The following is a 23,565-nucleotide window of genomic DNA, read 5'->3' as shown; positions in this document are numbered from 1 at the left end:
TTTCTTTATAGTGATTGGTTATTTCTGTTTATATGCCAACAATGTCTTGTATTTCTCCTTTTTATAGATGCCCTCTATCATTTTGAACGCACGCTCCTTGAACACAAAGCCCATCAGCCCAAAAGCGGCCACAAAGAGATAGCCCGCCAAGGGACTGATCAGGAAATGGCCAATGGCATAGATGACCATGGGGAGCAGAAGCTTGGGCAAGGTCAGCAAGAGGGTCTTGGCATTGAAGGCCTGTTTGTCCCCAAATGCCTTTTTGTTGGAGGTGAGCTCAATGGGTGTCTTCACATAGGCCCCGCCCCAAAGCACCAAATAGCTGTTGATCCCGATATTATAAATGGCGCCCACCAGAACCGCAGCATAAGCCTCCCATCCAAAATACACATAAAATGTGGCCAGGATCGTGGAAATGACCGTGGCAATGATGATCAGGTACCATTTGGACGAAAGGTATTCCCTGTACTTGATGTTCTGGCTCATCATCAAAGGGTAATAGCTGCTGTCCCAACTGGGCACATATTGGCCAAAGCTGAACAGGAACCCGCCCGTGACAAAAATGCCGGCGAAGATCTTCCAGAAAGGACCGTCATAGGCCTCAATGGCACCTGTGAAAAAGAGCAGTCCGTAAAAAATAAAGAAGAATCCGGTAAGTACGGCCGTTTTGGACCGCTTGTTCCTTTTGATGAGCTTGATGTCGTTCTTCAAAAAGGTGCCTAGATTGCCAAACCGGTTCAACCAATCCAGGTTTTCGGTACGCACCTCGGTATGTTTTTTGGCAAGGCCGCCATCCAGGTACATGTGTTTTTTGAAATAGCCAAAGGCCGAAAAATAAAGAATCAACAGCAAGGCCCAGGGAACGATGGCCGCCCACGGCATGTCGTAGAAATAATCAAAAATGGGCTGTGCATAAAGTGTGATGTCAAACCATTGGTAGAATTGGGAAATGCCCGCCAATATGACCAATCCCGCAAAGACGTAAAAGACTGCGTCCTTGTTGTTCACCATCACATTGATGAAATTGTTGCAATAAATGATCGCCATCATTGCCAAATGCCACCCCACGACCTGGGCAAACGGATAGTCCTTGGTGAGCAGCACCACACTGAACGGGACAAAAAAGAACGCATGCGACCAGTTGAAGAACGATACCATTGTTTTTCCCAACGAAAAGTTCACTACCTGACTTTTTTTGAAGGGCAGGTAAAGCAAGGGCTTGATGTTGGTGACCGGCATTTTTTGGAGCATGTACCTAAAGACGAGGTCAAAGGTGAGGTAATACACCATAAAACGGTTCACCACCCGGAGCGGATCGCCCCAGCCGGCCTCGTCGATCATGAAATAGGCCCCAAAGCCCAATCCCAAAAAGATAGCGATAAAATAAAGGGCTCCGAGGGCCATCAATATCTTGAACCAGATCTCGGTCCTAAAACTTGCCGAGCGGTAAAAGGATTTCCATTGGAGACCCAAAAAGTGTTTGAACATGGTCAGTCATTTTTTTAGTAAGTATCTAAATTATTGGATTTGTTACAAAACCCATCCTTTTTCTAAAATTTAAGGTCAAAAAGAGGTTGAATGTGTAATTTTGCACCAAAATTGTGCACATGAGCGATTTTCATGCTTTAAAATTGGTCTCGGTGGATCGGTTGACCCCAAATTCCGTGGCCCTTACTTTCGAAATTCCAGAACATTTAAAAGATGCCTATACCTTCAAGGCCGGGCAATACATCACCATCAAACATACGGTGGACGGACAGGAGCTGCGCAGGGCCTATTCCATTTCTTCCCCGCCCTCTTCGCAGACCCTGACGGTGGGCATCAAAAAAATGCCGGGTGGTACATTTTCTGTGTTTGCCAACGAAAAGTTGAAAGCTGGTGACACCTTGGAAGTGATGCTGCCCGATGGGAGGTTCCTTTTTGAACCGAACGGACCCAAAAATATTGCAGCCTTTGCAGCCGGGAGCGGGATTACGCCCATTATGAGCATCGCACAGACAGTGTTGGGGAGCGACCCAACAAGTCTCTTTGTACTCGTTTTTGGGAACCAGTCACCAGAAGAAACTATGTATTTCAAAGAAATACAAGCGCTGAAAACAAAATATACCAACAGGTTTTTTGTGCAGTATGTGTACAGCAGGTCCCATGAAGAAGACGCCCTTTTTGGCCGGATAGAGAAGTCCACGGTCAACTTTGTGCTGAAAAATAAGTTCAAGGACACCCAATTTGATGGCTTTTACCTTTGCGGGCCTGAGGATATGATCCATTTGGTCTCCGATACCCTAAAAGGCAATGGCATTGCTGAGGACAAGATCCATTTCGAACTTTTTACAACCGATGACAGCGAGGATGTGCTTGCCGAAGTCCTCGAAGGCAAGACCAAGGTGGAAGTGGTGTTGGACGATGAGACCTTTACCTTCATCATGGACAGGAAAGAGCGGGTGTTGGATGCCGTGCTCAAGGAAGATATAGACGCCCCCTACTCTTGTCAGGGCGGGGTCTGTAGCAGTTGCATCGCAAGGATCAAGGAGGGCAAGGCCGAAATGGCCAAAAACCAGATATTGACGGATGGCGAGATTTCCGAAGGGTTCATCTTGACCTGTCAGGCGCATCCACTGACCTCCACCTTAAAGGTAGATTATGATGATGTGTGATCTTTGATCCTGGGTTTCGACAGTAGTTCCTCCAAGGCCCGACTACTGTGCTCATACCCGATACGATAGGCCGTTTCCATGCCTTTTTTGTCCAGAACGCCTATTTTTTCCAGTCCTTTCGGTTCGATGAAAAGATCACATTCTTGCATTTTTTCCTTACTGGAGGCATGGATCATCAAACTGGTGACCCTGCCCGCCAATTGTAGGGAGTTTTTCAGGTCCTTCCTTTCCATGGGTGCGGTTATGGACACATTGCTGCCAATGATGAACTCCATGGTCTTGTCCACATACTCCTTTGGAAAATTGTTCATGATGCCCCCATCGGCGTAAAGGATGCCCCCAATGTCCACCGGACTAAAAACAGGCGGTAATGCCGCAGAGGCCAATAAGGGTTTGATCAGCTCTCCTTCATAAAAGACCTTCTCATCCCCGCTCAACAAATCGGTGGCCACAACGAACAAGGGTTTCTTCAATCCTTCAAAGGTGTTTTCAGGGAAGAATACCTTAAAAATGTTGATGTAACGTTCCGTATCAATGAACCCGGGCTTGTTGATGGCAAAAAAGCTGTACTGGAACAAGGGGGTCTCCCGGAAAAAATTGAGCATGCTCTCCGTTGAGTTGCCATTGGCGTAGAGGGCCCCCACGAGAGCACCCACACTGGTACCGGCGACCATTTCGGCCTCTATCCCATGTTCACGCATGGCTTTGATGAGACCTATATGTGCCATGCCGCGCACTCCTCCCCCGGACAGGACCAAGCCTATGGTTTTGCCTTCTAGCATTTTAAGTTTTCAAAATTAATCACCAAAGGTAAGTCATTGCGCCCTTGTCGAGGTTGTCCCTCGAAGGTATTTCGATTAAATAATTATCAATCTTTCCCAATTACCAAACCCCTCCCGCAAAAACTCCGTAAGTGTAGGTATAAACTAAAAATTGAATCACATGAAATCTTTAAAAACTTTGACACTTGTATCTTCATTGATGGCCTTTATGGTATCCGCAACAGGAATCTCACAGACCAAAATGGTCGGGGGAGCCGCAATGTACCCTAATAAGGACATTGTTTCCAATGCCGTGAACTCCAAGGACCACACCACTTTGGTCGCAGCGGTGAAAGCTGCTGATCTGGTGGAAACCCTACAGGGCGAAGGACCATTTACCGTGTTCGCCCCCACCAACGATGCTTTTGCCAAACTGCCCGAAGGAACAGTGGAAACGCTGTTGAAGCCAGAGAACAAAGCAATGTTGCAAGGTGTGCTCACCTATCACGTAGTGGCCGGGAAATACGGCTCCAAAGATTTGAAACGTTGGATCAAAAAAGGAAAGGGAATGACCAAACTTACCACCGTAAACGGGGACACCCTTACTGCTATGATGGATGGCAACTCCATTAAGATAAAAGATGGTGCCGGAAATGTTGCATCGGTGACCATTGCCGATGTGAACCAATCCAATGGGGTGATCCATGTGATCGATACCGTTGTGCTACCTTCTGCAAAGTAGTTTTTTTGGTTTTTGGTTAGAACGGAAAGGGTGGCAACTGCTGCCCTTTCCTTTTTCTGGGAAACCATTTACCGACCCTCGGGTCTTCTTTTTGGGGTTCCGATTATTTTTTGGGCCTGTTGCCGAAAATTTCTTCATCTCATCTGCCTTTTTCTAACCTTCTCATTTTCAAAACCGACTCGGTGGTCTGAATGTTAAATCTTGGTTTCGGTGCCCAAAACTGTAATCTGGCTTATCCCATTTCGACCAAAATCGATAGTGATAATTGTTGTATGTTTAGGTTCATCAATAAAATATAACCGTTTAAATAGAAAATCATGGCCGATTCTTATTACGACCCCGCCGATCTGCGAAAATTTGGGAACATTACGGAATGGAGCGAAGAGCTCGGAACAAAATTCTTTGATTATTACGGAAAGGTCTTTGAGGAAGGGGCCCTGAGTGCCCGTGAAAAATCCTTGATCGCCCTCGCTGTGGCCCATGTGGTGAAATGTCCGTATTGCATCGATGCCTACACCAAGGACGGATTGCAGAGGGGCATCACCAAGGAAGAAATGATGGAAGCCGTGCATGCCGGGGCAGCCATTGAAAGTGGGGCCACTTTGGTGCATGGGGTGATGATGATGAACAAGTACAACAAACTTTCCATGTAACTTTAGACCGCTTTGCTGTTGGATACTGGACCGCTGTGCGATTAGATGTTAGAATTCAGACTAAAGCAAAACATACCCAATTTCAAAAGCTTTCACTACAATCATAGAATTTGATAAATGGAACAAAGCATATTGACCGACATACAGAACGCTGCTAAAAAATCCTTGAAGGCACGCCATAATGAATTGGCCGATACCCATAAGCAAATGGATATCCTGAACGGCGGGCTGTTTGCCAATGGGGAACTCCCCTATTTCAAGGATAAAATTGCCCAAACGGGGCAATTTCCGCTAAAGCCGAAGAAGCTGGAAATCCTGCAGATCAATGTTGGGTATATGTGCAACCAGGTCTGTGAGCACTGCCATGTGGATGCCGGCCCCGACCGGAAAGAAATCATGACCCGGGAGACCATGGAACTCTGTTTGGAGGTGATCCGAAACACGGGGGCACACACTTTGGACCTCACCGGCGGCGCGCCCGAAATGAACCCCGACTTCAGATGGTTCGTGGAAGAGGCTTCCAAGGCGGGTATCAAGGATTTTATCGTCCGTTCCAATCTGACCATCATCTTGGCGAACAAAAAATACCACGACCTGCCCGAGTTCTTTAAAAAACATAATGTGCACGTGGTTTCCTCCATGCCGCACTACACCAAGGGCAAGACCGACAAGCAACGTGGCGATGGGGTCTTTGACAAATCCATCCAGGCATTGCAAAAACTGAACGAAGTGGGCTACGGAATGCCGGACAGCGATCTGCGCTTGGACCTGGTCTACAATCCTTCGGGGGCGTTTTTGCCTTCGGACCAATCGGCCATGGAGCGGGATTTCAAAAAAGCGCTGAAAGCCGATTTCGGAATTGAGTTCCACAACCTGTTTGCCATCACCAATCTGCCCATTTCCCGCTTTTTGGACTATCTCATTGCGTCGGACAATTACGAGGACTATATGTATGCCTTGGTGGAAGCTTATAATCCTGCAGCGGTGGACAACGTGATGTGCACCAATACCATCTCCGTGAGTTGGGACGGTTGGCTGTACGATTGTGACTTTAACCAGATGCTCGACCTAAAGGTCGCCAGTAAGGTGAAGCACATCAAGGATTATAATGAGGACATTCTTAACGACCGAAACATCATGATTTCCCAACACTGCTATGGTTGCACGGCCGGGGCGGGCAGTAGTTGTCAGGGGACGGTGGCTTGATGTTTTAAAAATTCTCGTTCAATTCCCTTAACATTTCTATCGTGTTTATATATCTCACGTTAAATTGGTTACAAACTTCAGGGATTTTAATTTTATTTTTTCTGTTTGGTTCACTCTTTTCGTATGTGACAATAGTCCAATTATTACTAATTGCAAAAGCAACCAACCAAGGGTCTGCTAAATCAGTTTCCAGAAATTCTTGAATTGCACTATTAGTATAGTGATGGGACATCGAATTAGTCCAACCTACAATTGATATATAATATTGCAACACAGAGTCCGTATCAATAAAAAAATCCTCAGGTAAATTAGCTTCACACCATTGTTTGAGTTCGTCTTCATGAGAAGAATTATCATAGATTTCTTTCTTCACTTTGTCAATACTAACAATTGTACCATCCTCAGAAAGGCTTTTTATTTTAATCCAAAAACTCTGTACTACATCGAGAGGATAAATTGAACGGTGAGCTTGAATGAAGAAGTTGGAATCTACAATGAATTTACTCATACTTGATATAGGTATTCATTGATAAACTTCTCGTATGTGTTCCCTTTAAGACTTGTTAGTTTATATGCATCTCTATACAATAAGTTGTTTTCCTTAACAGCATTATTTACATAACTGGCAAATCTTAAACTGATTCTCTTTTTTGCAGTTGCATAAAAGTTCCCTCCAGAATTTTGATTCTCTTTTTTGTCCTTAAATTCTGCTATATAGTTGTCGTAAAATTCAAAAAAAACAGGCTTAGATATTAATCCTAAATCCAGTGCTCTTCTTGCAATTACAATTGGGCTAACTTTGAATATTCTGCTTAAATATTTAATATTTTGGCTGCTTTTCCACTTTTCTCTGAAAAATATCTCCGGAACTAAAAATTCTGCTGCCACCTTATCACATAAAATTTCAGTTGGATCGTCAGCTGGCAGCATTTGTTTATTGTCAAAGCCCGCACTTTCACCTAACCAAATATGAGCTAGCTCATGAATTAGGGTAAACATTTGTGCTGCTTTTGCATCCGCAGAATTAATAAACAAGAAAGGGGCTTTTTTATTTACCAATACAAAACCTCTGCACTCCTCAACAGAAATATTTCTTCTAGTATTATTTCCAACGATTCCGTTGAAGTTTACTATGATCCCAATTTCTTCGATTTGTAATGTAAGGTAGTCTAAAGCTTGTTCCCATGTTGAAAGTTTACTTGCCCAATTTATTTGAAGATTCAAAGCGTTTCTAATATCATTGGCTATCTCTTTGTAATCAGAATTGTCATTGTATTTTCCAACAAATCCCAAATCGGAATACCCACTTTCTTGCAAATATTTTGTCAGCCAAATTTGTCTATCTTTTATTATTTGTATTGTATGGTAGACATTTAAAGAAACTTTATTTCTTGGTGCTGCACCTGTTCTAAAAAAAGGTATGGGCAATTCCTCACTTGGTGGTTCTTTCATAAACATATAACCAAAAGGAACGTGAACCTTATGTGTGAAGTTTTCCAATTGCTTTATAGTCGGCTTTTTCTCACCTTTAATCCATTCCAAAACATTGGGATTGTCTACATAAAACTCATCAAGGTCATTTCCAGCCCTAGTAATCGCCCAGTTAATAATCTCAGGGTTAATATTTTCAATCCTTGTTGCCATTAAGCAAATATAATTTAATAAGTATTACATATTCTGTAATCCCAGCAGTTCATTTCTTGCGTTACCCGTAACGCTTCTAGATACGTTTCACTTTTAATGAATTATATCTGGCGATACCAAAGACAATTTTATCATAATCAGGTGAGGTGCTAGCATATTGCATTTATAAAAAAATGTGAACCTGTTGTTTTATGACCTTCAACGAGTCAATCTTTTTAGTTGAACACCAAAAGTCAATTTATTTTGGAATTTGGCACTGAGTGGCTCAATCCACCACAGTAGGAAATACTCCCCTTGTGCCCATGTCCACCACGGTTTCCCCCAACAAAGGTTCGAATTTGCCGTTGCCATTGCCATCTTCCCATTCAAAGCTATTGTTGATGGATATGACCACTTCAATATTGATGTCTTCGGTTGCATTGGCAGGTATCACCAAAGCTGATGGAAATTGTCCGGTGACCACGCACGAACCTTCAGGGACCGGAGAGGTGTCGCTGATAGGATTGGGCACCGTGGTTTGAGGGGCGTCTCCTTGGGTCAATTGGATAAAGGCAAAGCCTTGAATGTTTCCTTTCGTCTCCAATCCAAAATACCCTTGGGCCTTGTTCCCGTTCACCGAAACGGTCTGGTCTTCGATAACGTAGCTGCCAATGTAGGTGTTGTACCCCAAAAAGGAGGCCACGAAACCGTCCACATCAATATTATCGTCCACCCCTTCGGGCCAATCAGGGATTTCGGTCTCCGCTCCTTCCAGATTATATACAATTTTGTACTTCTGATATCCAATAGAAGCCCTAAAATATTCATAGGTGCCCGCGGTAACATGGCTCAAAGGCACACTCAGGGTATTGATCTCTTCGTTGAAAAACACCTCACTGTCAAAATCGATGGCCTGTGCCCCACCACTTCCCGTAGTTGCCGTGGAAGCAATGGTCTCTCCTTCATCATAGGGTGTGAATTTATCAGGATATAAGCCAATAAAATGCAGGCCTAAAACATCAAAATCGGGGCTTTGGGCAGCATTTCCTTCGGGAACCGATGCTGGATTGCCCAAATTGTCCAAACGTCCCGCATCGACGTCCATGATAAACGTGATGTTCAATCGGGGTACTTCTTCCCCAGGGTTTCCAGTGGATGGATCATCGGAGCAGGAAAACAAGGAAATCCCCATCAATACGGAAAATAGCAAGCTTGTTCTTTTCATAGTTTGTTTTTATGTGATTTGGGTTTGTATCCTCCAAAACGGATAAGGGAAGTTACGCTATTTGATGTAACCCACAATGTGCAAAGCGTTTAGAATTTTACAAGCTCTCATGCCTTACGGACATCAGTTCTGAAAATGATTTCTCTTTGTATGGCTATAATTTAAGCTTCTTTTTGTCCAAAAAAACATCCCTTGAACCGACTTGTGGGTCGGTTTATTTTTGGGGTTGGGCAGTAGTTGGTCGATCTTCCAACATTTTACCGATTTTTCATGCCGCTACGTCCTTAATTCTTTGGGTTGGACACTTTCCGTGGAATATTTGCTACAGACCCAACGGTCCAAACCCAAGTCTTATGGAAATGACCCTCAAACGACGAGAAACCATGCACCGCCTCTGTGGAAAAGGCCTCGAGATCTTCCACGCCAAAGGCTATTACAACACCAGTCTGGACGATATTCTGAACGAGCTCTCCCTCTCCAAGGGTGCTTTTTACCATCATTTCAAATCGAAGGAGGACTATTTCATCAACATTGTACAGAACCTTATCGTGCAAAAGGTATATGCCTTGCTGATAGAGCCCCTCAACACCAACGAAAATCCCTTGCCGGTTATTATCGAGAGTTTGGAGAGTGCCTTGGACCCCGGCAAGAAGAACGAAATGGCCTATGGGTTCATGCTGAACGATTTTTTGACCGAGTTCAACAAACGGAACGAAGAGATCAGCGGACAGCTCAAGGAAATCCTCAATGTTTGGGAGGTCAATTTGGTCTCGGTATTGAAAAAAGGGAAGTTGGACGGCCATATTGCCCGACATGTGGACTGTGAAGGAGTCGCCACCTATGTCATTGCCTCCTATCTAGGCATGCGGTCCTTGCTGATGGACAGTTCCAACAAGCAGTTGAAGTACCAGTACATCCAACAGTTGAAGCAATACTTTAACTCCATTGCCGCGCACCACGTAGCGGCCTAAGCTTCCAAAATCGTTAACAGTTTGTCCACTACGCGTTGTGGCGGAATGGTTTCCATGACCGACTCGTAGCCCTTGGGCATTTTGTTTCCATACACCGAAGTGGGGATCAAGGGATATTGCTCCCTGTCCGCCAACAGTGCATTTTCTATGGGCTGGGCAAAGGGATAGAAGCCCGCAAAAGGATGGGTGACCCCCCAAAGGGTGACCACGGGAATGCCATAATTGGCCGCCAAATGGGCATTGCCACTGTCCATGGACAGCATGGCATCCAAATTGGAAATCAGCTCCAATTCCTCCGAAAGGGTCAGTTTGCCTGCCATGCAGAGCGCGTTTTCATGGACCGCCGCTATGTTTTCCAACGCAGCGACTTCTTGGGCCCCTCCCCCGAACAACAATATTTTATACTTGTTGGTATTATTGAGTTTCGAAATCACCTTTTCCATGAGCGACAAAGGGTACATTTTTCCCTCATGGGCCGCAAATGGGGCCACGCCAACCCATTTTTTGGTGTCCTGTGCCGCCAAGCCCAATACTTTTTCTGAAAGTGGCAATCGCGCTAAGGGTTTGGCTTCGGGCAGGTCGATGGGAAAACCCAATCGAGCCATGACATCGGCATAACGTTCGTGCGTGGCCCTCAACGGTTGGAAAATCTTGTTCCGGCTCCGGGTCAATGCCTTTTTTTCCTTTCTGCCCTTGTCGATCTGCACAAAAGGGATACCTTCCAAAGCAAAGTATTTTTTGAGTATCCTGCTCCGTAAGACATTGTGGAGGTCGGCCACGGCATCGAACTGCAACGGTTTCAATTCTTGGTAAAGCCGCCAGAGGCCCATCAGCCCCTTATGGCGTTTTTTCACATCGGCCTCCAGCACGTTGACCCTTTCCAAACCTTCAAAAATGGGCATGAAAGGTTTTTTGGTGAGCACGGTGATCTGGAGTTGGGGATATTTTTGGGTCAGTCCATTGATGATCGGAACCGTCATGGCCACATCGCCCATGGCCGACAAGCGAATCAACAAAATCCGGGTGATGTTACCCTTTTTGTCCACGGAGCACTGGGTTGAGTTCCTCGTCGTTGTACATTTTCATCTGTTTATAGACCTTCATGTACTTGTTGCCCGTTTCGATATCGGCCAATAATTGGTCAATGGCAGCGGAAAGGTCCTTTTTCTGCTCCAACAGCACCGCCAGCTTGTCCGCACATTTTTGGATGTGTTCCGGTGAAGCATCGGTCCGGTTCACTTCTTCCTGCATGTGATAGATCTTCAGGGCCAAAATGGAAAGCCTATCAATGGCCCAAGCGGGACTTTCGGTATTGATGGTGGCCGTTTCTTTGGGTCGTACCGATTGGTATTTGTTCAAAAAATAGCTGTCGATATACTCCACCAAATCGGTCCGGTCCTGATTGCTGGCGTCTATTTTGCGTTTCAGGTCCAACGCATCCACAGGGTCGATCTCCGGGTCACGGATGATGTCCTCGTAATGCCACTGCACGGTGTCAATCCAATTTTTTCGGTACAGCAGGTGTTCTATCTTATCCTTTGGATAAGGGTTCACAAATTCCTGATATACGTCGTCCTTTATGTGGTAGGTGTCAATACTTTTCTGGAAGATCCCAAAGGCAAAATCACTGAACATGATGCATCATTTTGGGCAAAGATATTGCTTTATGGATTAATGATTCATCTGGAGCGCAAAAAGCAAGAGGGACAAAACCGTGCAGATGATGAGTATGGACTCTCGGTGTTTGGCCTTTTTGATTGCCTCAAAATAATTGGCCATAAAGACGGAGGCGGGAAAAAAGGTGATCAGCACGGGCGATTCGTCCGCTGGGGTAAGCAACGTTATGGCCACGCCCAGGACAAAGGCCAAAAAAATGACGCGGAGCTGCAGCAGCTTGCCACCGCCCACGTTCCGCAATCTCAGGAAGACCACAAAGGCCACTGCCAACGCAAAAAGGATATAGATCAGGGCCTTGACGTTCAGCACCTCAAAAAAAGAATCCGTTTTGAAAATCCCCAACGAAAACTGATAGTGTTCCCGGAAAAAGTCCAAGGAATCGTTCAGCTTCAAAATGGTGAAGGTCAGGATAAAGATGGTGGCCACCCCCACAAAGGGCACCAACCAGTTCTTGAATGTTTTCCGGTCATACAAATTGATGACCACGAAGACCAGCAGCAAAAAAACAAGGGCCCAATCGTAGAAAAGGCTCGCCACGGCTATCAAAAGTGATGCGTCAAAAATTTTGTGCTTTACGTTCCTTATGGATTTGATGGACAACAGGCGCCATAGGGCCAACAGCAAGAAAAAGTTGGTGAAAATGGCATTTTTCAATTGCAGGTTCTCCGAAAAAGCGGTCACCAAGAGTACAAAAAAGAGGATGGTGTAGGAGTTGAAGTCGGTTATCTTTTCGGTCCTCACCATCTGATTGATGATGAAAATGCCTAAAAGCAGTACCACAAAGGTCAGCAGTTCGATGGGGATGACATCGTTGATCTTTTGGTCGCCCAGCCCCAAAAAAACATTGCTGAAATAAAAAAGGAACAAAAAGATGGCAAGGACAATGTAGTTTATGGGCTTTGTTTTTCCGAAAAAGCTTGAAATCATCCTTTCTTTTGCTACTTTTGTAGCGTAAATATAGCCAAGATGAGCAAGTTTTTTTACGGTATTGAGGACTTATTTGTAAACTACCTTTTTGCCCCTTTGGATTTCTTCCGTTTTATGGAGAGCTGGTGGGGTTCCAACACCATCAACTGGATTTTTTCCATCATCGGCTTTGTGGCCATGGTCTATTGGATGAAACAGTTGAAGATTTTTAACGACAACAACGAGGAGGATAAGAGCATCAGCTCACACTCTTATCTATAGATCGAATCCCAGGTCTTTTCGATAGTACATCCCATCAAAATGGATTTTTTCCATGTTTTGATAGGATTTGTGCAACGCATCCTTAAAATCCTTTCCAAAGGACGTGACCGCAATGACGCGTCCGCCGTTGGTGACCACTTTTCCATCGGACAGCTTAGTCCCTGCATGGAACACGATGGAGCCTTCCACATTTTCAGCCCCAGTGATCTGTTTCCCTTTTTCGTAGGCTTCGGGATATCCCCCGGAAACCGCCATTACCGTTGTGGCGGCCCTTTCATCGATTTGTAAATCTATCTGGTCCAACGAGCCGTTGGCCATGGCCAAAAGTACCTCGACCAAGTCGCTCTTTAGCCTTGGGATCACCACTTCGGTCTCAGGATCGCCCATCCTCACGTTGTATTCGATCACTTTGGGTTCCCCCTTCACTTTGATCAAGCCGATGAAGATGAACCCGACATAGGGCAGATTATCCTTTTTAAGACCCTCTACCGTCGGTTTTACGATTCTGGCCTCCACCATATCCATAAAAGCGGAATCCGCAAAAGGAACCGGGGAAATGGCCCCCATACCGCCTGTGTTGAGGCCGGTGTCGCCCTCTCCGATTCGTTTGTAGTCCTTCGCGGTGGGCAAAATCTTATAGTTGGAGCCGTCCGTCAATACAAAACAGCTCAATTCGATACCATCCAAGAACTCTTCGATCACCACTGTGGCACTGGCTGAACCGAATTTGGAGTCCAACAGCATCGACTTCAATTCGGCCTTTGCTTCGTCCAAGTCTTGAAGGATCAGCACGCCTTTGCCCGCGGCCAATCCATCCGCTTTGAGCACATAGGGTGGCTTCAGAGTTTCCAGAAAGGCATAGCCCGCTTCCACTGAATCCGACGTGAAACTTTCATAGGCAGCCGTGGGGATTTGGTGCCGCATCATGAACTCCTTGGCAAACTCCTTGCTCCCCTCGAGGGCGGCAGCTGCTTTCTGTGGTCCGATTACGGGAACATCCTTTATTTCGGAATCGTTCAGGAAAAAATCGTGCACCCCGTTTACCAAGGGGTCTTCCGGGCCCACTACCACCAAATCGATTTGCTCTTTGAGCACCAGCTGTTTTATAGCGGCAAAATCGTTCACCCCTACCTCAACGTTGGTGGCGATTTCGGCTGTACCTGCGTTACCAGGGGCTACAAAAAGTTTTGCTGTTTTGGGGCTTTGTGAGATTTTAAGGGCCAAGGCGTGTTCCCTTCCGCCAGATCCCAGGACCAGAATGTTCATGAATCGATGTTTTGGCAAAAATAACCCAATTCAAATTGAATTGAGGGAGAAAGTGGTTTTTTCAAGGGAACAAACAAAATGGTAAGCCGTTTGACACGAATTTCACTAATCTCCACCAATGTATTGCTGAAACAGTCGGCACTTCAAACAAATACGGGAAAATTGAAGGATAAGTCAGTGATTCCTGAATCGTCACTTCATTCCTCATTTCGAAATGACCCCGATTTGATTGATTTGCCTTTAGGGCAAAAAATCCCTGTGGGCTTCCCAGAGTTGGTCGTGTGGAAGGGATTTGAAGTAATCATATACTTTTTTGAGCCCTTCGGAGCGGTGCACCTTGGGTTCCCATCCCAAAATTTCTTTGGCCCGTGTGATGTCGGGCTGCCGTTGCAGGGGATCGTCCTGCGGCAATGGCTTATAGACAATCTTCTGGTCCGTTCCCGTAAGTTTGATGATCTCCTCAGCAAATTCAAGGATGGTGGTCTCATCCGGGTTGCCTATGTTGATGGGTTCCACATAATCGCTCATCAACAAGCGATAGATTCCCTCAATCTGATCATCGATATAGGTAAAGGAACGGGTTTGGGAGCCGTCGCCAAAAACTGTTAAATCTTCACCACGTAACGCCTGACCCATGAAGGCGGGCACCACACGACCATCGTTCAATCGCATCCGGGAACCGTAGGTGTTGAAAATCCGGATAATGCGGGTATCCAGTCCATGGTGCCTGTGGTAGGCCATGGTGATGGATTCCATAAAGCGTTTGGCCTCATCATATACTCCCCTGGGTCCGATCGGGCTCACGTTGCCGTAATAATCTTCATTTTGGGGGTGTACCAAGGGATCTCCGTACACCTCGGAAGTGGAGGCCACCAAGACACGGGCCTTGTGGTCCCTTGCCAGCCCCAAAAGGTTGAGTGTGCCCAAAGAACCTACCTTGAGGGTTTCAATCGGGATTTTTAAATAGTCTATTGGGCTTGCGGGTGAGGCAAAGTGGAGGATATAGTCCATTTTTCCGGGCACGTGCACAAACTTGGACACGTCATGGTGGTAAAAATCGAACCGATCCAAGTGGAACAGGTGCTCTATGTTCCTTAAGTCGCCCGTGATGAGGTTGTCCATGCCAATGACATGGTGCCCCTCAGCGATGAACCGATCGCAAAGATGGGAACCGAGGAAGCCTGCCGCTCCGGTGATAAGGGTTTTTTTCATATGTACTTAATATGCCTTGGCCTCTCCTTTAAAGGCATTTAAAACTGTTTGGACTATTATTTTAAAGTCAAGGAACATGGACCAGTTTTCAATATAAAAAATATCAAATTTGATTCGATTTTGAATGTCTGTATCCGTCTCAATTTCCCCACGATATCCCCTTACCTGAGCCAATCCGGTGATTCCGGGTTTTACAAAGTGACGAACCATATATTTGTCCACACTTGTAGCATATTCGTTGGTGTGTTTCACCATATGTGGGCGTGGACCAACCACTGACATCGTTCCAAACAACACATTATAAAATTGTGGCAGTTCATCTATACTCGTTTTTCGAATGAACTTTCCAATTTTTGTAATCCGCATATCATTCTTAGTTGCCTGCACAGCGTCCGCATTTTTATTGGGGACCATGGAGCGAAACTTATAGCAGTAAAATTCCCTGTTATCTATACCGTTCCTGGTCTGCCTGAAAAAAACTGGGCCTTTGGATTCCAGGGTGATCAAAATTGCTAAGATGGGGGTTAACCATGAAAGGAGCCCCAATATGATAATCAGGGAGAAAATTACGTCACAACTTCTTTTTAAAAATGCATTTATAGGATTGTCAAGGGGTATATCTCGGAGTGAGAGCACCGGGATATAGTCATAATATTCAAACTTGAGCTTTTTGGAAAAGATGTTCTTGTTGTCCGGTATAAATTTGAGTGTTTTTAGATTATTATCGGCAAAATTGATGAACTTGGTCAACTCATCATTTTTAAGTTCGGAAACCGAACAGTAAATTTCATCGATGTTATTTTCCAGGATATAATCAAAACAATCCTGTATTTCAAAGTCAAGGGATTTGGGAGAGAATTGCTTAAGAAAATTATATCCAAACTCTGTTCTTTCTTTAAAAACATTGCGTAACTGGTCTGTTTTTTTGTTTTTGCCCACAATTACAACATTCCTTAAGTTTCCCTTTATTCTTTCTCGATACTCCATCAGGAGTAAATAACTCAGAAGCTTAACTACGGAAATGACCAAAAAAACAATCACAAAATATTCTCCAAGGGCAAGTCTGCTTATTATTGGTTGTTTGAAAAAGCCAATGAAGGCATAAAGTGTTAGGAACAGAAAAACAAACTGTACAAATATCAACCTGATTATGTATGTTACCTTAGAGAACCTGTATATGATATAAAACTCGTTTTTTGTGGAGATCACTATCCAAGCAATCGTAATATATGCATGGATCAATAAAGGGGTTTGGAAATTGATAGGTAACAAATAGAGGAAAATGTTCAAGACCACCAAATCAACCACATATGAAATGGGCGTTATTAAATTTGAATACCTGTGTTGTCTGAAAAACATATCATCTATCGAGTAAGCTTGCACCTAATGAAGTCAAAAGTAAACAAACAAATGGATAGAGGATAAAATAATAAATATCTCTTAATGAGTTTAGGCTCATCTATGATTCGATAAAGCCATCTGAGATTGTACTCATTATAAAACTTCGGATAATAGTTTAGTCCTTTAGCAGTTTGATGAATAAATCCACCACAGGTAAAGCCCTTTCCTCTCCAACCGCCTTTTTTCAAGTCAATCAAAAATTTCTCCTGAAAAGGGGTTCCCATTCCAACAATAACGACGTCCGGATTCAAAGAAACAATATTCTGTATCACTTCCTCTCTTTCCCCCTCATTAATAAAATAACCATTCCTGTTTCCTGCGATTAACATTTCCGGAAAACCTGAACCAATTACTTTAGCAAATCTTGCAATGGCATTCTCAGTCGAACCTATGAAATATATGTTCTTGCTGTTTTTTGTAGAATCAGAAAATACTTTTGGCGCCAAAGAAGTCATGTCAAAACTATTCCTATTAACCTTTATGCCAACTAATCTCAAGATTTTTACAAGGAAGATACCATCCACATAAATAAAGTCAAAACTCTCTAACAGCCCTCTTTTGCGGATTTTTAAGTATGAGAATGGATTAATAAATGTGTGAAGGCCCAATTGTTTATATGCCTCAGTATTTGTTTTTTTAATTAAATCAATTAGTTTGTCCATCTATAGTTATTAGGTTGTCTTTTTTAATTTCTTCTTCTTTGAAGAAATAATAGGTGAAAACCAAAGAAAACAATACTATTCCTTTATGCGTCTCAATATAAGACTCCAATAATCCATAGAAAGTAAACAAGGCCAATATGATCAATAGATAATAATCCTTCCGCTCAATACCCTTCGTGAACCATAAAATGAATATCAACAAAAAACATAATATCCCGATTATCCCAGAAGCCATAAAGCTTTCTAAATATTGGTTATGCGCATCATACCATTTGTTGACACCTTCAACAAAATTATTTCTTTTAAATTGAACCGTAAGTTGATTTCGAACATCACCAATACCAACTCCAAAAAAAATATTATTTTCAATTATCTGCATGCTTGCTTTGAACTTCTGTTTCCTAGTCACGATCCCACCGACTTGATTTTGTTCCATGTCATTGGAAACCAATTCTTTGTATGTTTTAACAAAACGTTGTCTAAAAACTGGCACTGAGCTATATACACCATAAAAGAGTAAGACCGAGAGTATTAGTGAGCATACGACGCCAAATAATTTGAACATCTTGTATGCTTTATAAAGGGCAATTATTATCAGGGTTAAAAATAAGAACCCCAGCATTCCCCTGGAACTCAGTAAAATCATAAAAATAACCTGAATCAATGATCCAAGAAAATACCAGATGGATAACTTTTTTCTGAAGAAATAGACTCCGATCAAATTAAAAATTATCAATAAAGAAAAATAGTTTGGCCCAAATTCAAGATATCTGCTTAAATGGTAATGATTGTATTTCCAGTCCATCCACAATTTAAAGGGAATGTCTCGATCCATAAAAAAAGAAAAATTATGGTATAGACAATATAAACACGCAAACGTAGTCGACCAGAAAAGAAACTTCGTAAACTTGACCTTACTGGGCAAGGCTTTCTTTTGCATCATCATTATTATTGGAAAAGCGACCAGAGACATCGATCTCATCATAATTTTAATACCGCTTTCTATATCATCAGTATATAGCAACGACACAAATCTGCTCAAAAAAAACAAAATGAAAGCCCCATGCAATTTAGTGAAGGACAATTCTTTTGTCATGTAGTATTTAAGCAGTGATAACCCAACGACCAGAATAATAAAAATGCTGTTAAGGTTAATAGCTAAAGGGTAAGTAATTGCTATGCCCAAAAAGCACCAGAATGTCAATTTATCGATAAGACTTACTATGCTCTGCCTTTTAGTCCATAAAATTTTTTTAAGAACCATTTATATTATTTGAATTTTTCTTTTTAAAACTATTCAATTCCAAATACATCATTAGACCCAACAACAAGAAAACAATGGTCTGGGAAGTAAAAAAATAATAGTTGTTCAGTAAAAAAGAGCATATTTCAAATAAAAAAACCGAAACATAAACCAGTCTCCGATGATTGACCCTTTGTCCTTGTATTAGTGGAGGTTTTCTAATAAACCTGAACAGTGAAAAAAACAAAGCCATTTGATAAAGCAAAAAAAGCAACAATCCTATAATTCCCCCTTCAACAAAAAACAACAAAAAATTATTATGTGCCGCAACACCATCCTTATCCGTAATTTCCGCATAAAAATTGTTAAACCCTCCTATTCCTATCCCGAAGAGTTTCTCCGCATCCGTCATTCCTGAAATTGAATTTTCAATTATCAAAAGCCTGGTGTTGGTGGAAGGATCTTTAAATGCATTTTCAGACACTGCTAATTTTTTCAGACGGGGTGATATCTCAGTTCTGGTAATCAGTAAATATAATCCTATGAAAATAAATGCGATCAAGGTCAAAGATTTCAAGAATTTAACTGCTCTTTTTTCTTTGAGGAAGTAGTATGCAAAAAAAGATAGAAAAAGGAAAGCCAACGGCATTCTAGAATGAGTGTTCAAAAACAAATAGAACAAAAGCGCCAATCCAATAAGACCCCATATGTTCCTTTGGGGCGCAACGTAATATTCTAACCACAAAATCATGGTTATTCCCAAAAACATGGCATTTGCAAGTGGATGGCCTAAAAAAGAGCCTGAAAACCGAAAAGCACCATTCATAAACCTTATATTAAGGAAGATAACCTCATAGAAACCAAAAAAAATTGCTATAAAAAAAAGAATAAGGGTGAACTGCTTCAATTTTCTGTCAAAACTTTCAAGGCCATTACCCAAGATATAGTTATAGGTCAAAAGCGCTACCAAAAAATACATGAAAAACCTCAAAAAACTGGGAATCACCTCAATTGGGGAGTTGAACAAAAAGCCTATAAGGGAAATAAAAATGATTAATACAATGAAAATGTTCAAGGGCAGAAAATTTATCACAATGGGCCTTTGCAGCAAACCAAAAAATGATATCAAAAAGATTAAAAAAACACAGATGATATTCATAGTCTGTGCAAAATTAAAAGGAAGAGAGCCCTTTATGAAAATCCCATCTATGAAATAAGTTATGGTACTAATAGAGATCAAGAATAAAACAAGTGTCAGTTTTTTAACTTTCATTTCCATTAGTTTAAAAATCCGGTTGCATAGACAACGCTCCGATCAATTCAAAAGAGATAATAGGTGTCTTGCAATAATGTCTTTTGAAAACATTGTATTGCTCGATAAGAAATCATTCTCCTGTGCCTCTCTATAAAACACTTTTGGAGATTTAAGCTTCTCGTCCAGGTACTCTTTTAAATCTTCTTCTGAAAAAAGCTTGACAACATGATTACTCTTAAGAAACCCTTTTTTGACCTTCCAATAAGGAAAATTAATCATTAAAGAAGCCACTTCAACACCGAGCTGAAGGCCTTCAACAATACAGGTTGACAAATTGCTCAATAAAACTCTATACTTATAAATGGAATCGACAAAGGATTCCTTTTTGACAAGAAAAATACCATCGATTTTTTTTAACAGTGAATAATCTCCAACATCCTCCCTTGGATGCAGTTTGACATAAAGAGGGATATTTTGATCGGGATACATTTCTTGTAGACACTTTTTAATCAGAAGAATGTCATTTATCTGATATTTATGATATGAAGATAGGCCATGCCATTTATAAGCAGAAGTGATAAAGCAAATGGATAAAGGCTCATTAACCGAAAAAGATGCTTCTTTATCTTGGATATAGACTGCCATTCTTGGTAACCCTGAATCAAAAACCTTTGTCCTTTTTGGGGCATATCCTATAATCTCATCCTTCGAATATTTTCCAATTGTATAGATGTGATCTAAATTTCCACAACCGATAATACTCGGAAAATATGGGCTAAACATGGTTCGTGAAAGAGATTTTGAAATTAACAGCACGGTTGCCTTTCGAAAATATTCAGATAAATCCTTAAGCTTATTTTTTGATCTTTTCAAGATATCACCAAGCCCAAATGGTATGGGAGGATTAATTAGCCCATCCAGAATCATGGCACATGGCTTATTCTTCCTTTTTGCATAATACATTAGTTGCCTTTGCAAAGATCCGTCGTTGCCCACTACAACAAGATCATAGCCAAGTACAATCTTGGCTGCTAGGTCCTTTAACCCGAATATCAGTCTAACCCTCTTCAAATGAGAGATGTTATAAAACGATTTTGACAGTATATTTTTCTTAAAAGGATGCAAGACCTTAATGTTTCCAGGGTATTCCAAGTCTTGAAAGAAAATAGGATTCGTGTCCAAATAATGACAATCCATGCCCTTTCTTTCAAGAATTTCAATTACCGGATTCATATTTAATAGATGCTCTCCATTCTGAGGAACAAATAAGACCTTCTTTCTTTTCAACTGACCTCAATTTATCTTTAAAACTTCCTTTTTAGAACATAAATATCGTTCCTTTTTAGAAAAACATCATTCCATATATCTAGTCTAGGTGATTTAAACTTGGCCATATATTCAAAAAAAGGATAGAGCACATGGACGCTTTTAACGCCAAAAAGAGCAGCGTACACCAAAAGTGATGAGCCTATTCCATAAACTTTGAGTTCTCTGTTGTTGAAAAAAGCTGCTTCTAGCACAATGTCCTTAGGTATTATCTCTGCTTCAATTTTATGGTCATCAAATATTTTAAGAATAATGTCGGTTTCATTTTTGTCCTGAAAAGGATGAAACTTAATGGCTATCTTTTTCTCTTTAAAATAATCTGTGCAAAACCACGACACAAAATCATAGAGGATTTTTTCAGGCACTACATTTTGATTTTTCACCGCATCAAACACAAATATATTGGTAGAGATCAGATTTACTTTTGAGTAATGGCCATCCTTTTTTGGACTTAAAACTATTCTATTGTTGTTTTCTTGGTTTTTAAAAGCTGTTTCCGTTAGGCAAAATACCTTAGAAGTTTTTCCTTTTAAATCTGGCAGAAACCTATCTCCAACATAATTTAACCGGTTTCCATAAAAAAAGGGCAGTGCTTTGAACATGGCATCAGCACACTTTAAATATACCGGGATAGGGACCTTGAACTTTTTTAAAAGTTCTTCTTTGGACAAATAGGCATCCATTCCATCTTCAATATAATTCACTTCCACACATTTAGGGCTTGAAATAAAGGCCCTGTACAGGGGAGCTCTTGAATTGGGGCAAAAATATGTAAAGGAGTGGTCTACGTGCCGATCTATTATGTCATCGATAACAGACAACATTTTTTTGTTGGCCAAAAATTTGAGCCTGGGAAGGGTTTTTAATGTATTGAATTGATGGTAATATACTTCTGGGGGCAATTCAACGGAGCTAACCTCAAAATCGGTCAAAACTCCCCTATTCAAGATAAATAGTACTTTGCTCTTGTCCATCCCCATATTTTCAACGACCAGGATTGCTGTCAATAAATTTATATTGCTATGTATGTGAAATAAATAGTTCATATAAAAAAATTAATACGGAGAATAGGATCAGAACCGGAATGAACAATTTCTTTTCAAAGGAATAAAAAGATTGCGCCATAGTACTATAGTTCTTTCTTGACACATACGGACTTAAGAGCAACAAATAAGCAAAAACACTTGCCAAAGGCAATGCCTTTATCGAAAAATAAGGGAAAAGCAGATATACCAATAAAATAGTAACAAGGCCTATGGTAATAAGCCGAAAATATCCAATAATGGCATTGTTCATAAAAGTATACAGCTGAGTATGCATTGCCGTAAATCTTTCAATAAGCAAAAATATGGACATCAAATAAAAAGTATCCCTATTTACAAGCTTCACTTTTGATTCTATCAGGTCCAACAACACATTTCCCAAAAACAAAAGGCCTATAAGCCCGATGATTATGACAACATATGAAAACATCATGGAGAATCTTACCTTTTTGACCATGGTTGAAATCTGGCCCTTTCCGCGAAGTTTTGCAAATTGGGGTATTTTAGAATAAAAAGGGGCCCGGGAAATTTCTTTTAGTTGACCGAAAATCTTGTCAGTCAACAAATAGGAATTTGCCATATCAATAGGGACAATATTGGCAATAAGAATATTCAGGCCTTGTTGGGTGCCCGTGCCTGCCAGGCCTGAAATGAAAGATTTCCATGCTAAGCTAAAAACCACTTTGTCAATCTCGTTGTTGGACATTGCTTTGTTTTGGCCTTTTTTGACCCTGAATCTCTTTGACAAAAAATAATAATTAAAAAAATTGATTAGTATCCAAGCGTTCATTACCAGCATAAAATTCAGTAAAGTTGGTCTTACAAACATTACTACAATCAAAGAAGCTGACGAGAGTCCTTTCAACAAAACTTCCCATTTTTTTACCAAGGCCACTTTGTTCATTCCAATCAAGAAAGAGAGGTACAGATTACTGTACAAAAAAAAGGAAGATCCTACCGTCATTGCTATACAGGCATACCAAAAACTCATTTCATTTTCTATGCTTCCCCTTAAGCTAAAATAGGTCAATAGAGAAATGAACAATAACGATAGGCCAAAAATGTACTTGTAGTAGACTTGAGCTCTTGTAAAGAGTGTGGACAAAAGGTCTATGTTTGACTTGTTGTCTTCACTTTCCATAGGGAGCACATTCAAATTGTTTACTCCAGCGTTTGCGTAGGAAAACAATCTTGACAGATTTTCTTTTAAACCGAAATCAAAAATATTCTTAAGCTGACCTATAGTAATCAGAATCAAATATATTTTAGTTTCAATGCTCGAGAATTTCACCAATACCATTGGTAGTACAACAATTGTATTTGTTGAGATAACCACAAGACTTGCCCAAGTGGTCAATGTTGGGGAATTCCATAAACGGATTAGAAATTTAATCATGCCCAACTTATTGTATAGATTGCCCCATGAGTATTTGAACAACCATTAAATTACTTTTCCT

24 protein-coding genes are annotated in these 23,565 nt (G+C 41.6%); 7 read left to right on the top strand and 17 right to left on the bottom strand.

All coding sequences use genetic code 11. The features are described 5' to 3' along the window. Window positions 1–18 precede the first annotated feature (18 nt). Window positions 19–1,488 carry a DUF5687 family protein gene (locus SD450_RS03190; RefSeq protein ID WP_318343191.1) on the bottom strand — a complete coding sequence of 490 codons (1,470 nt, stop codon included), beginning with the start codon at window positions 1,486–1,488 and terminating at the stop codon, window positions 19–21. Window positions 1,489–1,607: 119 nt separating this feature from the next. On the opposite strand from SD450_RS03190, the gene SD450_RS03185 reads away from it, so the two are divergent. After that, window positions 1,608–2,654 (top strand): ferredoxin--NADP reductase, encoded by a 1,047-nt coding sequence (locus SD450_RS03185; protein WP_318343190.1) that lies wholly within the window; start codon window positions 1,608–1,610, stop codon window positions 2,652–2,654. Here the strand turns inward: SD450_RS03185 and SD450_RS03180 are convergent. Then, window positions 2,639–3,436, bottom strand: a complete 798-nt coding sequence (locus SD450_RS03180) for a patatin-like phospholipase family protein (protein ID WP_318343189.1) — start codon at window positions 3,434–3,436, stop codon at window positions 2,639–2,641. The two genes, SD450_RS03185 and SD450_RS03180, sit on opposite strands and share 16 nt — an antisense overlap. Before the next feature lie 160 nt (window positions 3,437–3,596). Between SD450_RS03180 and SD450_RS03175 the strand changes: the two genes are divergently transcribed. The 3 genes from SD450_RS03175 (at window position 3,597) to arsS (ending at window position 6,016) form a co-directional block, all read left to right on the top strand. Then, on the top strand, window positions 3,597–4,157 hold the full coding sequence (locus SD450_RS03175) for a fasciclin domain-containing protein (RefSeq protein WP_151890314.1): 561 nt from the start codon (window positions 3,597–3,599) through the stop codon (window positions 4,155–4,157). Between the two features lie 317 nt (window positions 4,158–4,474). Continuing rightward, window positions 4,475–4,810, top strand: coding sequence for an arsenosugar biosynthesis-associated peroxidase-like protein (locus SD450_RS03170; protein WP_151890315.1), 336 nt, complete (start codon window positions 4,475–4,477; stop codon window positions 4,808–4,810). Window positions 4,811–4,927: 117 nt separating this feature from the next. Further along, window positions 4,928–6,016 (top strand): arsenosugar biosynthesis radical SAM (seleno)protein ArsS, encoded by a 1,089-nt coding sequence (gene arsS / locus SD450_RS03165; RefSeq protein WP_318343188.1) that lies wholly within the window; start codon window positions 4,928–4,930, stop codon window positions 6,014–6,016. Window positions 6,017–6,020: 4 nt separating this feature from the next. Here the strand turns inward: arsS and SD450_RS03160 are convergent, their stop codons facing one another. The 3 genes from SD450_RS03160 to SD450_RS03150 all read right to left on the bottom strand — a co-directional run bounded on the left by SD450_RS03160 (window position 6,021) and on the right by SD450_RS03150 (window position 8,864). After that, a complete protein-coding gene (locus SD450_RS03160; protein WP_318343187.1) occupies window positions 6,021–6,524 on the bottom strand; it encodes a DUF4411 family protein in 504 nt (167 codons plus the stop codon). Then, complete coding sequence (locus tag SD450_RS03155; protein ID WP_318343186.1) at window positions 6,521–7,660, bottom strand: ImmA/IrrE family metallo-endopeptidase; 1,140 nt, start codon at window positions 7,658–7,660, stop codon at window positions 6,521–6,523. The genes SD450_RS03160 and SD450_RS03155 overlap by 4 nt, the downstream gene beginning before the upstream one ends. A gap of 265 nt (window positions 7,661–7,925) precedes the next feature. Next, window positions 7,926–8,864, bottom strand: coding sequence for a hypothetical protein (locus tag SD450_RS03150; RefSeq protein ID WP_318343185.1), 939 nt, complete (start codon window positions 8,862–8,864; stop codon window positions 7,926–7,928). A gap of 353 nt (window positions 8,865–9,217) precedes the next feature. On the opposite strand from SD450_RS03150, the gene SD450_RS03145 reads away from it, so the two are divergent. Beyond that, window positions 9,218–9,835: a TetR/AcrR family transcriptional regulator gene (locus SD450_RS03145; RefSeq protein ID WP_318343184.1), complete on the top strand. Its 618-nt coding sequence runs from the start codon at window positions 9,218–9,220 to the stop codon at window positions 9,833–9,835. On the opposite strand, the gene SD450_RS03140 is transcribed toward SD450_RS03145, so the two are convergent. Genes SD450_RS03140 through SD450_RS03130 form a run of 3 tightly spaced genes read right to left on the bottom strand, consistent with a single transcriptional unit; the run spans window position 9,832 to window position 12,439 of the window. Next, complete coding sequence (locus tag SD450_RS03140) at window positions 9,832–10,881, bottom strand: glycosyltransferase family 9 protein (RefSeq protein WP_404828219.1); 1,050 nt, start codon at window positions 10,879–10,881, stop codon at window positions 9,832–9,834. The two genes, SD450_RS03145 and SD450_RS03140, sit on opposite strands and share 4 nt — an antisense overlap. Continuing rightward, entirely contained in the window at window positions 10,865–11,470 is a 606-nt protein-coding gene (locus SD450_RS03135; RefSeq protein WP_318343183.1) for a DUF4254 domain-containing protein, read from the bottom strand. The genes SD450_RS03140 and SD450_RS03135 overlap by 17 nt, the downstream gene beginning before the upstream one ends. A gap of 36 nt (window positions 11,471–11,506) precedes the next feature. Continuing rightward, entirely contained in the window at window positions 11,507–12,439 is a 933-nt protein-coding gene (locus SD450_RS03130) for a DUF6427 family protein (RefSeq protein WP_318343182.1), read from the bottom strand. 39 nt (window positions 12,440–12,478) lie between these two features. On the opposite strand from SD450_RS03130, the gene SD450_RS03125 reads away from it, so the two are divergent. Next, entirely contained in the window at window positions 12,479–12,700 is a 222-nt protein-coding gene (locus SD450_RS03125; protein ID WP_318343181.1) for a DUF6341 family protein, read from the top strand. On the opposite strand, the gene purD is transcribed toward SD450_RS03125, so the two are convergent. From purD to SD450_RS03095, 6 genes are all read right to left on the bottom strand, one after another. Beyond that, window positions 12,695–13,966: a phosphoribosylamine--glycine ligase gene (gene purD, locus SD450_RS03120; protein ID WP_318343180.1), complete on the bottom strand. Its 1,272-nt coding sequence runs from the start codon at window positions 13,964–13,966 to the stop codon at window positions 12,695–12,697. The two genes, SD450_RS03125 and purD, sit on opposite strands and share 6 nt — an antisense overlap. A gap of 240 nt (window positions 13,967–14,206) precedes the next feature. Further along, window positions 14,207–15,178: a UDP-glucuronic acid decarboxylase family protein gene (locus SD450_RS03115; protein WP_318343179.1), complete on the bottom strand. Its 972-nt coding sequence runs from the start codon at window positions 15,176–15,178 to the stop codon at window positions 14,207–14,209. Window positions 15,179–15,184: 6 nt separating this feature from the next. Continuing rightward, window positions 15,185–16,537, bottom strand: coding sequence for an undecaprenyl-phosphate glucose phosphotransferase (locus tag SD450_RS03110; protein ID WP_318343178.1), 1,353 nt, complete (start codon window positions 16,535–16,537; stop codon window positions 15,185–15,187). Window positions 16,538–16,542: 5 nt separating this feature from the next. Beyond that, window positions 16,543–17,241 (bottom strand): WecB/TagA/CpsF family glycosyltransferase, encoded by a 699-nt coding sequence (locus SD450_RS03105; RefSeq protein ID WP_318343177.1) that lies wholly within the window; start codon window positions 17,239–17,241, stop codon window positions 16,543–16,545. After that, window positions 17,225–18,046: an O-antigen ligase family protein gene (locus tag SD450_RS03100; RefSeq protein ID WP_318343536.1), complete on the bottom strand. Its 822-nt coding sequence runs from the start codon at window positions 18,044–18,046 to the stop codon at window positions 17,225–17,227. Before SD450_RS03100 ends, SD450_RS03105 begins: the two co-directional genes overlap by 17 nt. A gap of 448 nt (window positions 18,047–18,494) precedes the next feature. Then, window positions 18,495–19,310 (bottom strand): O-antigen ligase family protein, encoded by an 816-nt coding sequence (locus SD450_RS03095; RefSeq protein WP_318343176.1) that lies wholly within the window; start codon window positions 19,308–19,310, stop codon window positions 18,495–18,497. Between the two features lie 151 nt (window positions 19,311–19,461). Here SD450_RS03095 and SD450_RS03090 point away from each other — a divergent pair, with 151 nt between their 5' ends. Then, window positions 19,462–19,701, top strand: coding sequence for a hypothetical protein (locus SD450_RS03090; RefSeq protein ID WP_318343175.1), 240 nt, complete (start codon window positions 19,462–19,464; stop codon window positions 19,699–19,701). A 98-nt stretch (window positions 19,702–19,799) separates the two neighbouring features. Here the strand turns inward: SD450_RS03090 and SD450_RS03085 are convergent, their stop codons facing one another. The 3 genes from SD450_RS03085 to SD450_RS03075 are packed head-to-tail and all read right to left on the bottom strand — an operon-like array spanning window position 19,800 to window position 23,504. Then, on the bottom strand, window positions 19,800–21,026 hold the full coding sequence (locus SD450_RS03085; RefSeq protein ID WP_318343174.1) for a hypothetical protein: 1,227 nt from the start codon (window positions 21,024–21,026) through the stop codon (window positions 19,800–19,802). 17 nt (window positions 21,027–21,043) lie between these two features. After that, window positions 21,044–22,072, bottom strand: coding sequence for a polysialyltransferase family glycosyltransferase (locus SD450_RS03080; RefSeq protein WP_318343173.1), 1,029 nt, complete (start codon window positions 22,070–22,072; stop codon window positions 21,044–21,046). Between the two features lie 13 nt (window positions 22,073–22,085). Further along, a complete protein-coding gene (locus SD450_RS03075; RefSeq protein WP_318343172.1) occupies window positions 22,086–23,504 on the bottom strand; it encodes a polysaccharide biosynthesis protein in 1,419 nt (472 codons plus the stop codon). Window positions 23,505–23,565: the final 61 nt, after the last annotated feature.

It is taken from the genome of Flagellimonas baculiformis, from assembly GCF_033441575.1.
Taxonomy (GTDB): domain Bacteria; phylum Bacteroidota; class Bacteroidia; order Flavobacteriales; family Flavobacteriaceae; genus Flagellimonas; species Flagellimonas baculiformis.
This window is presented reverse-complemented; position numbering and strand designations above follow the sequence as displayed.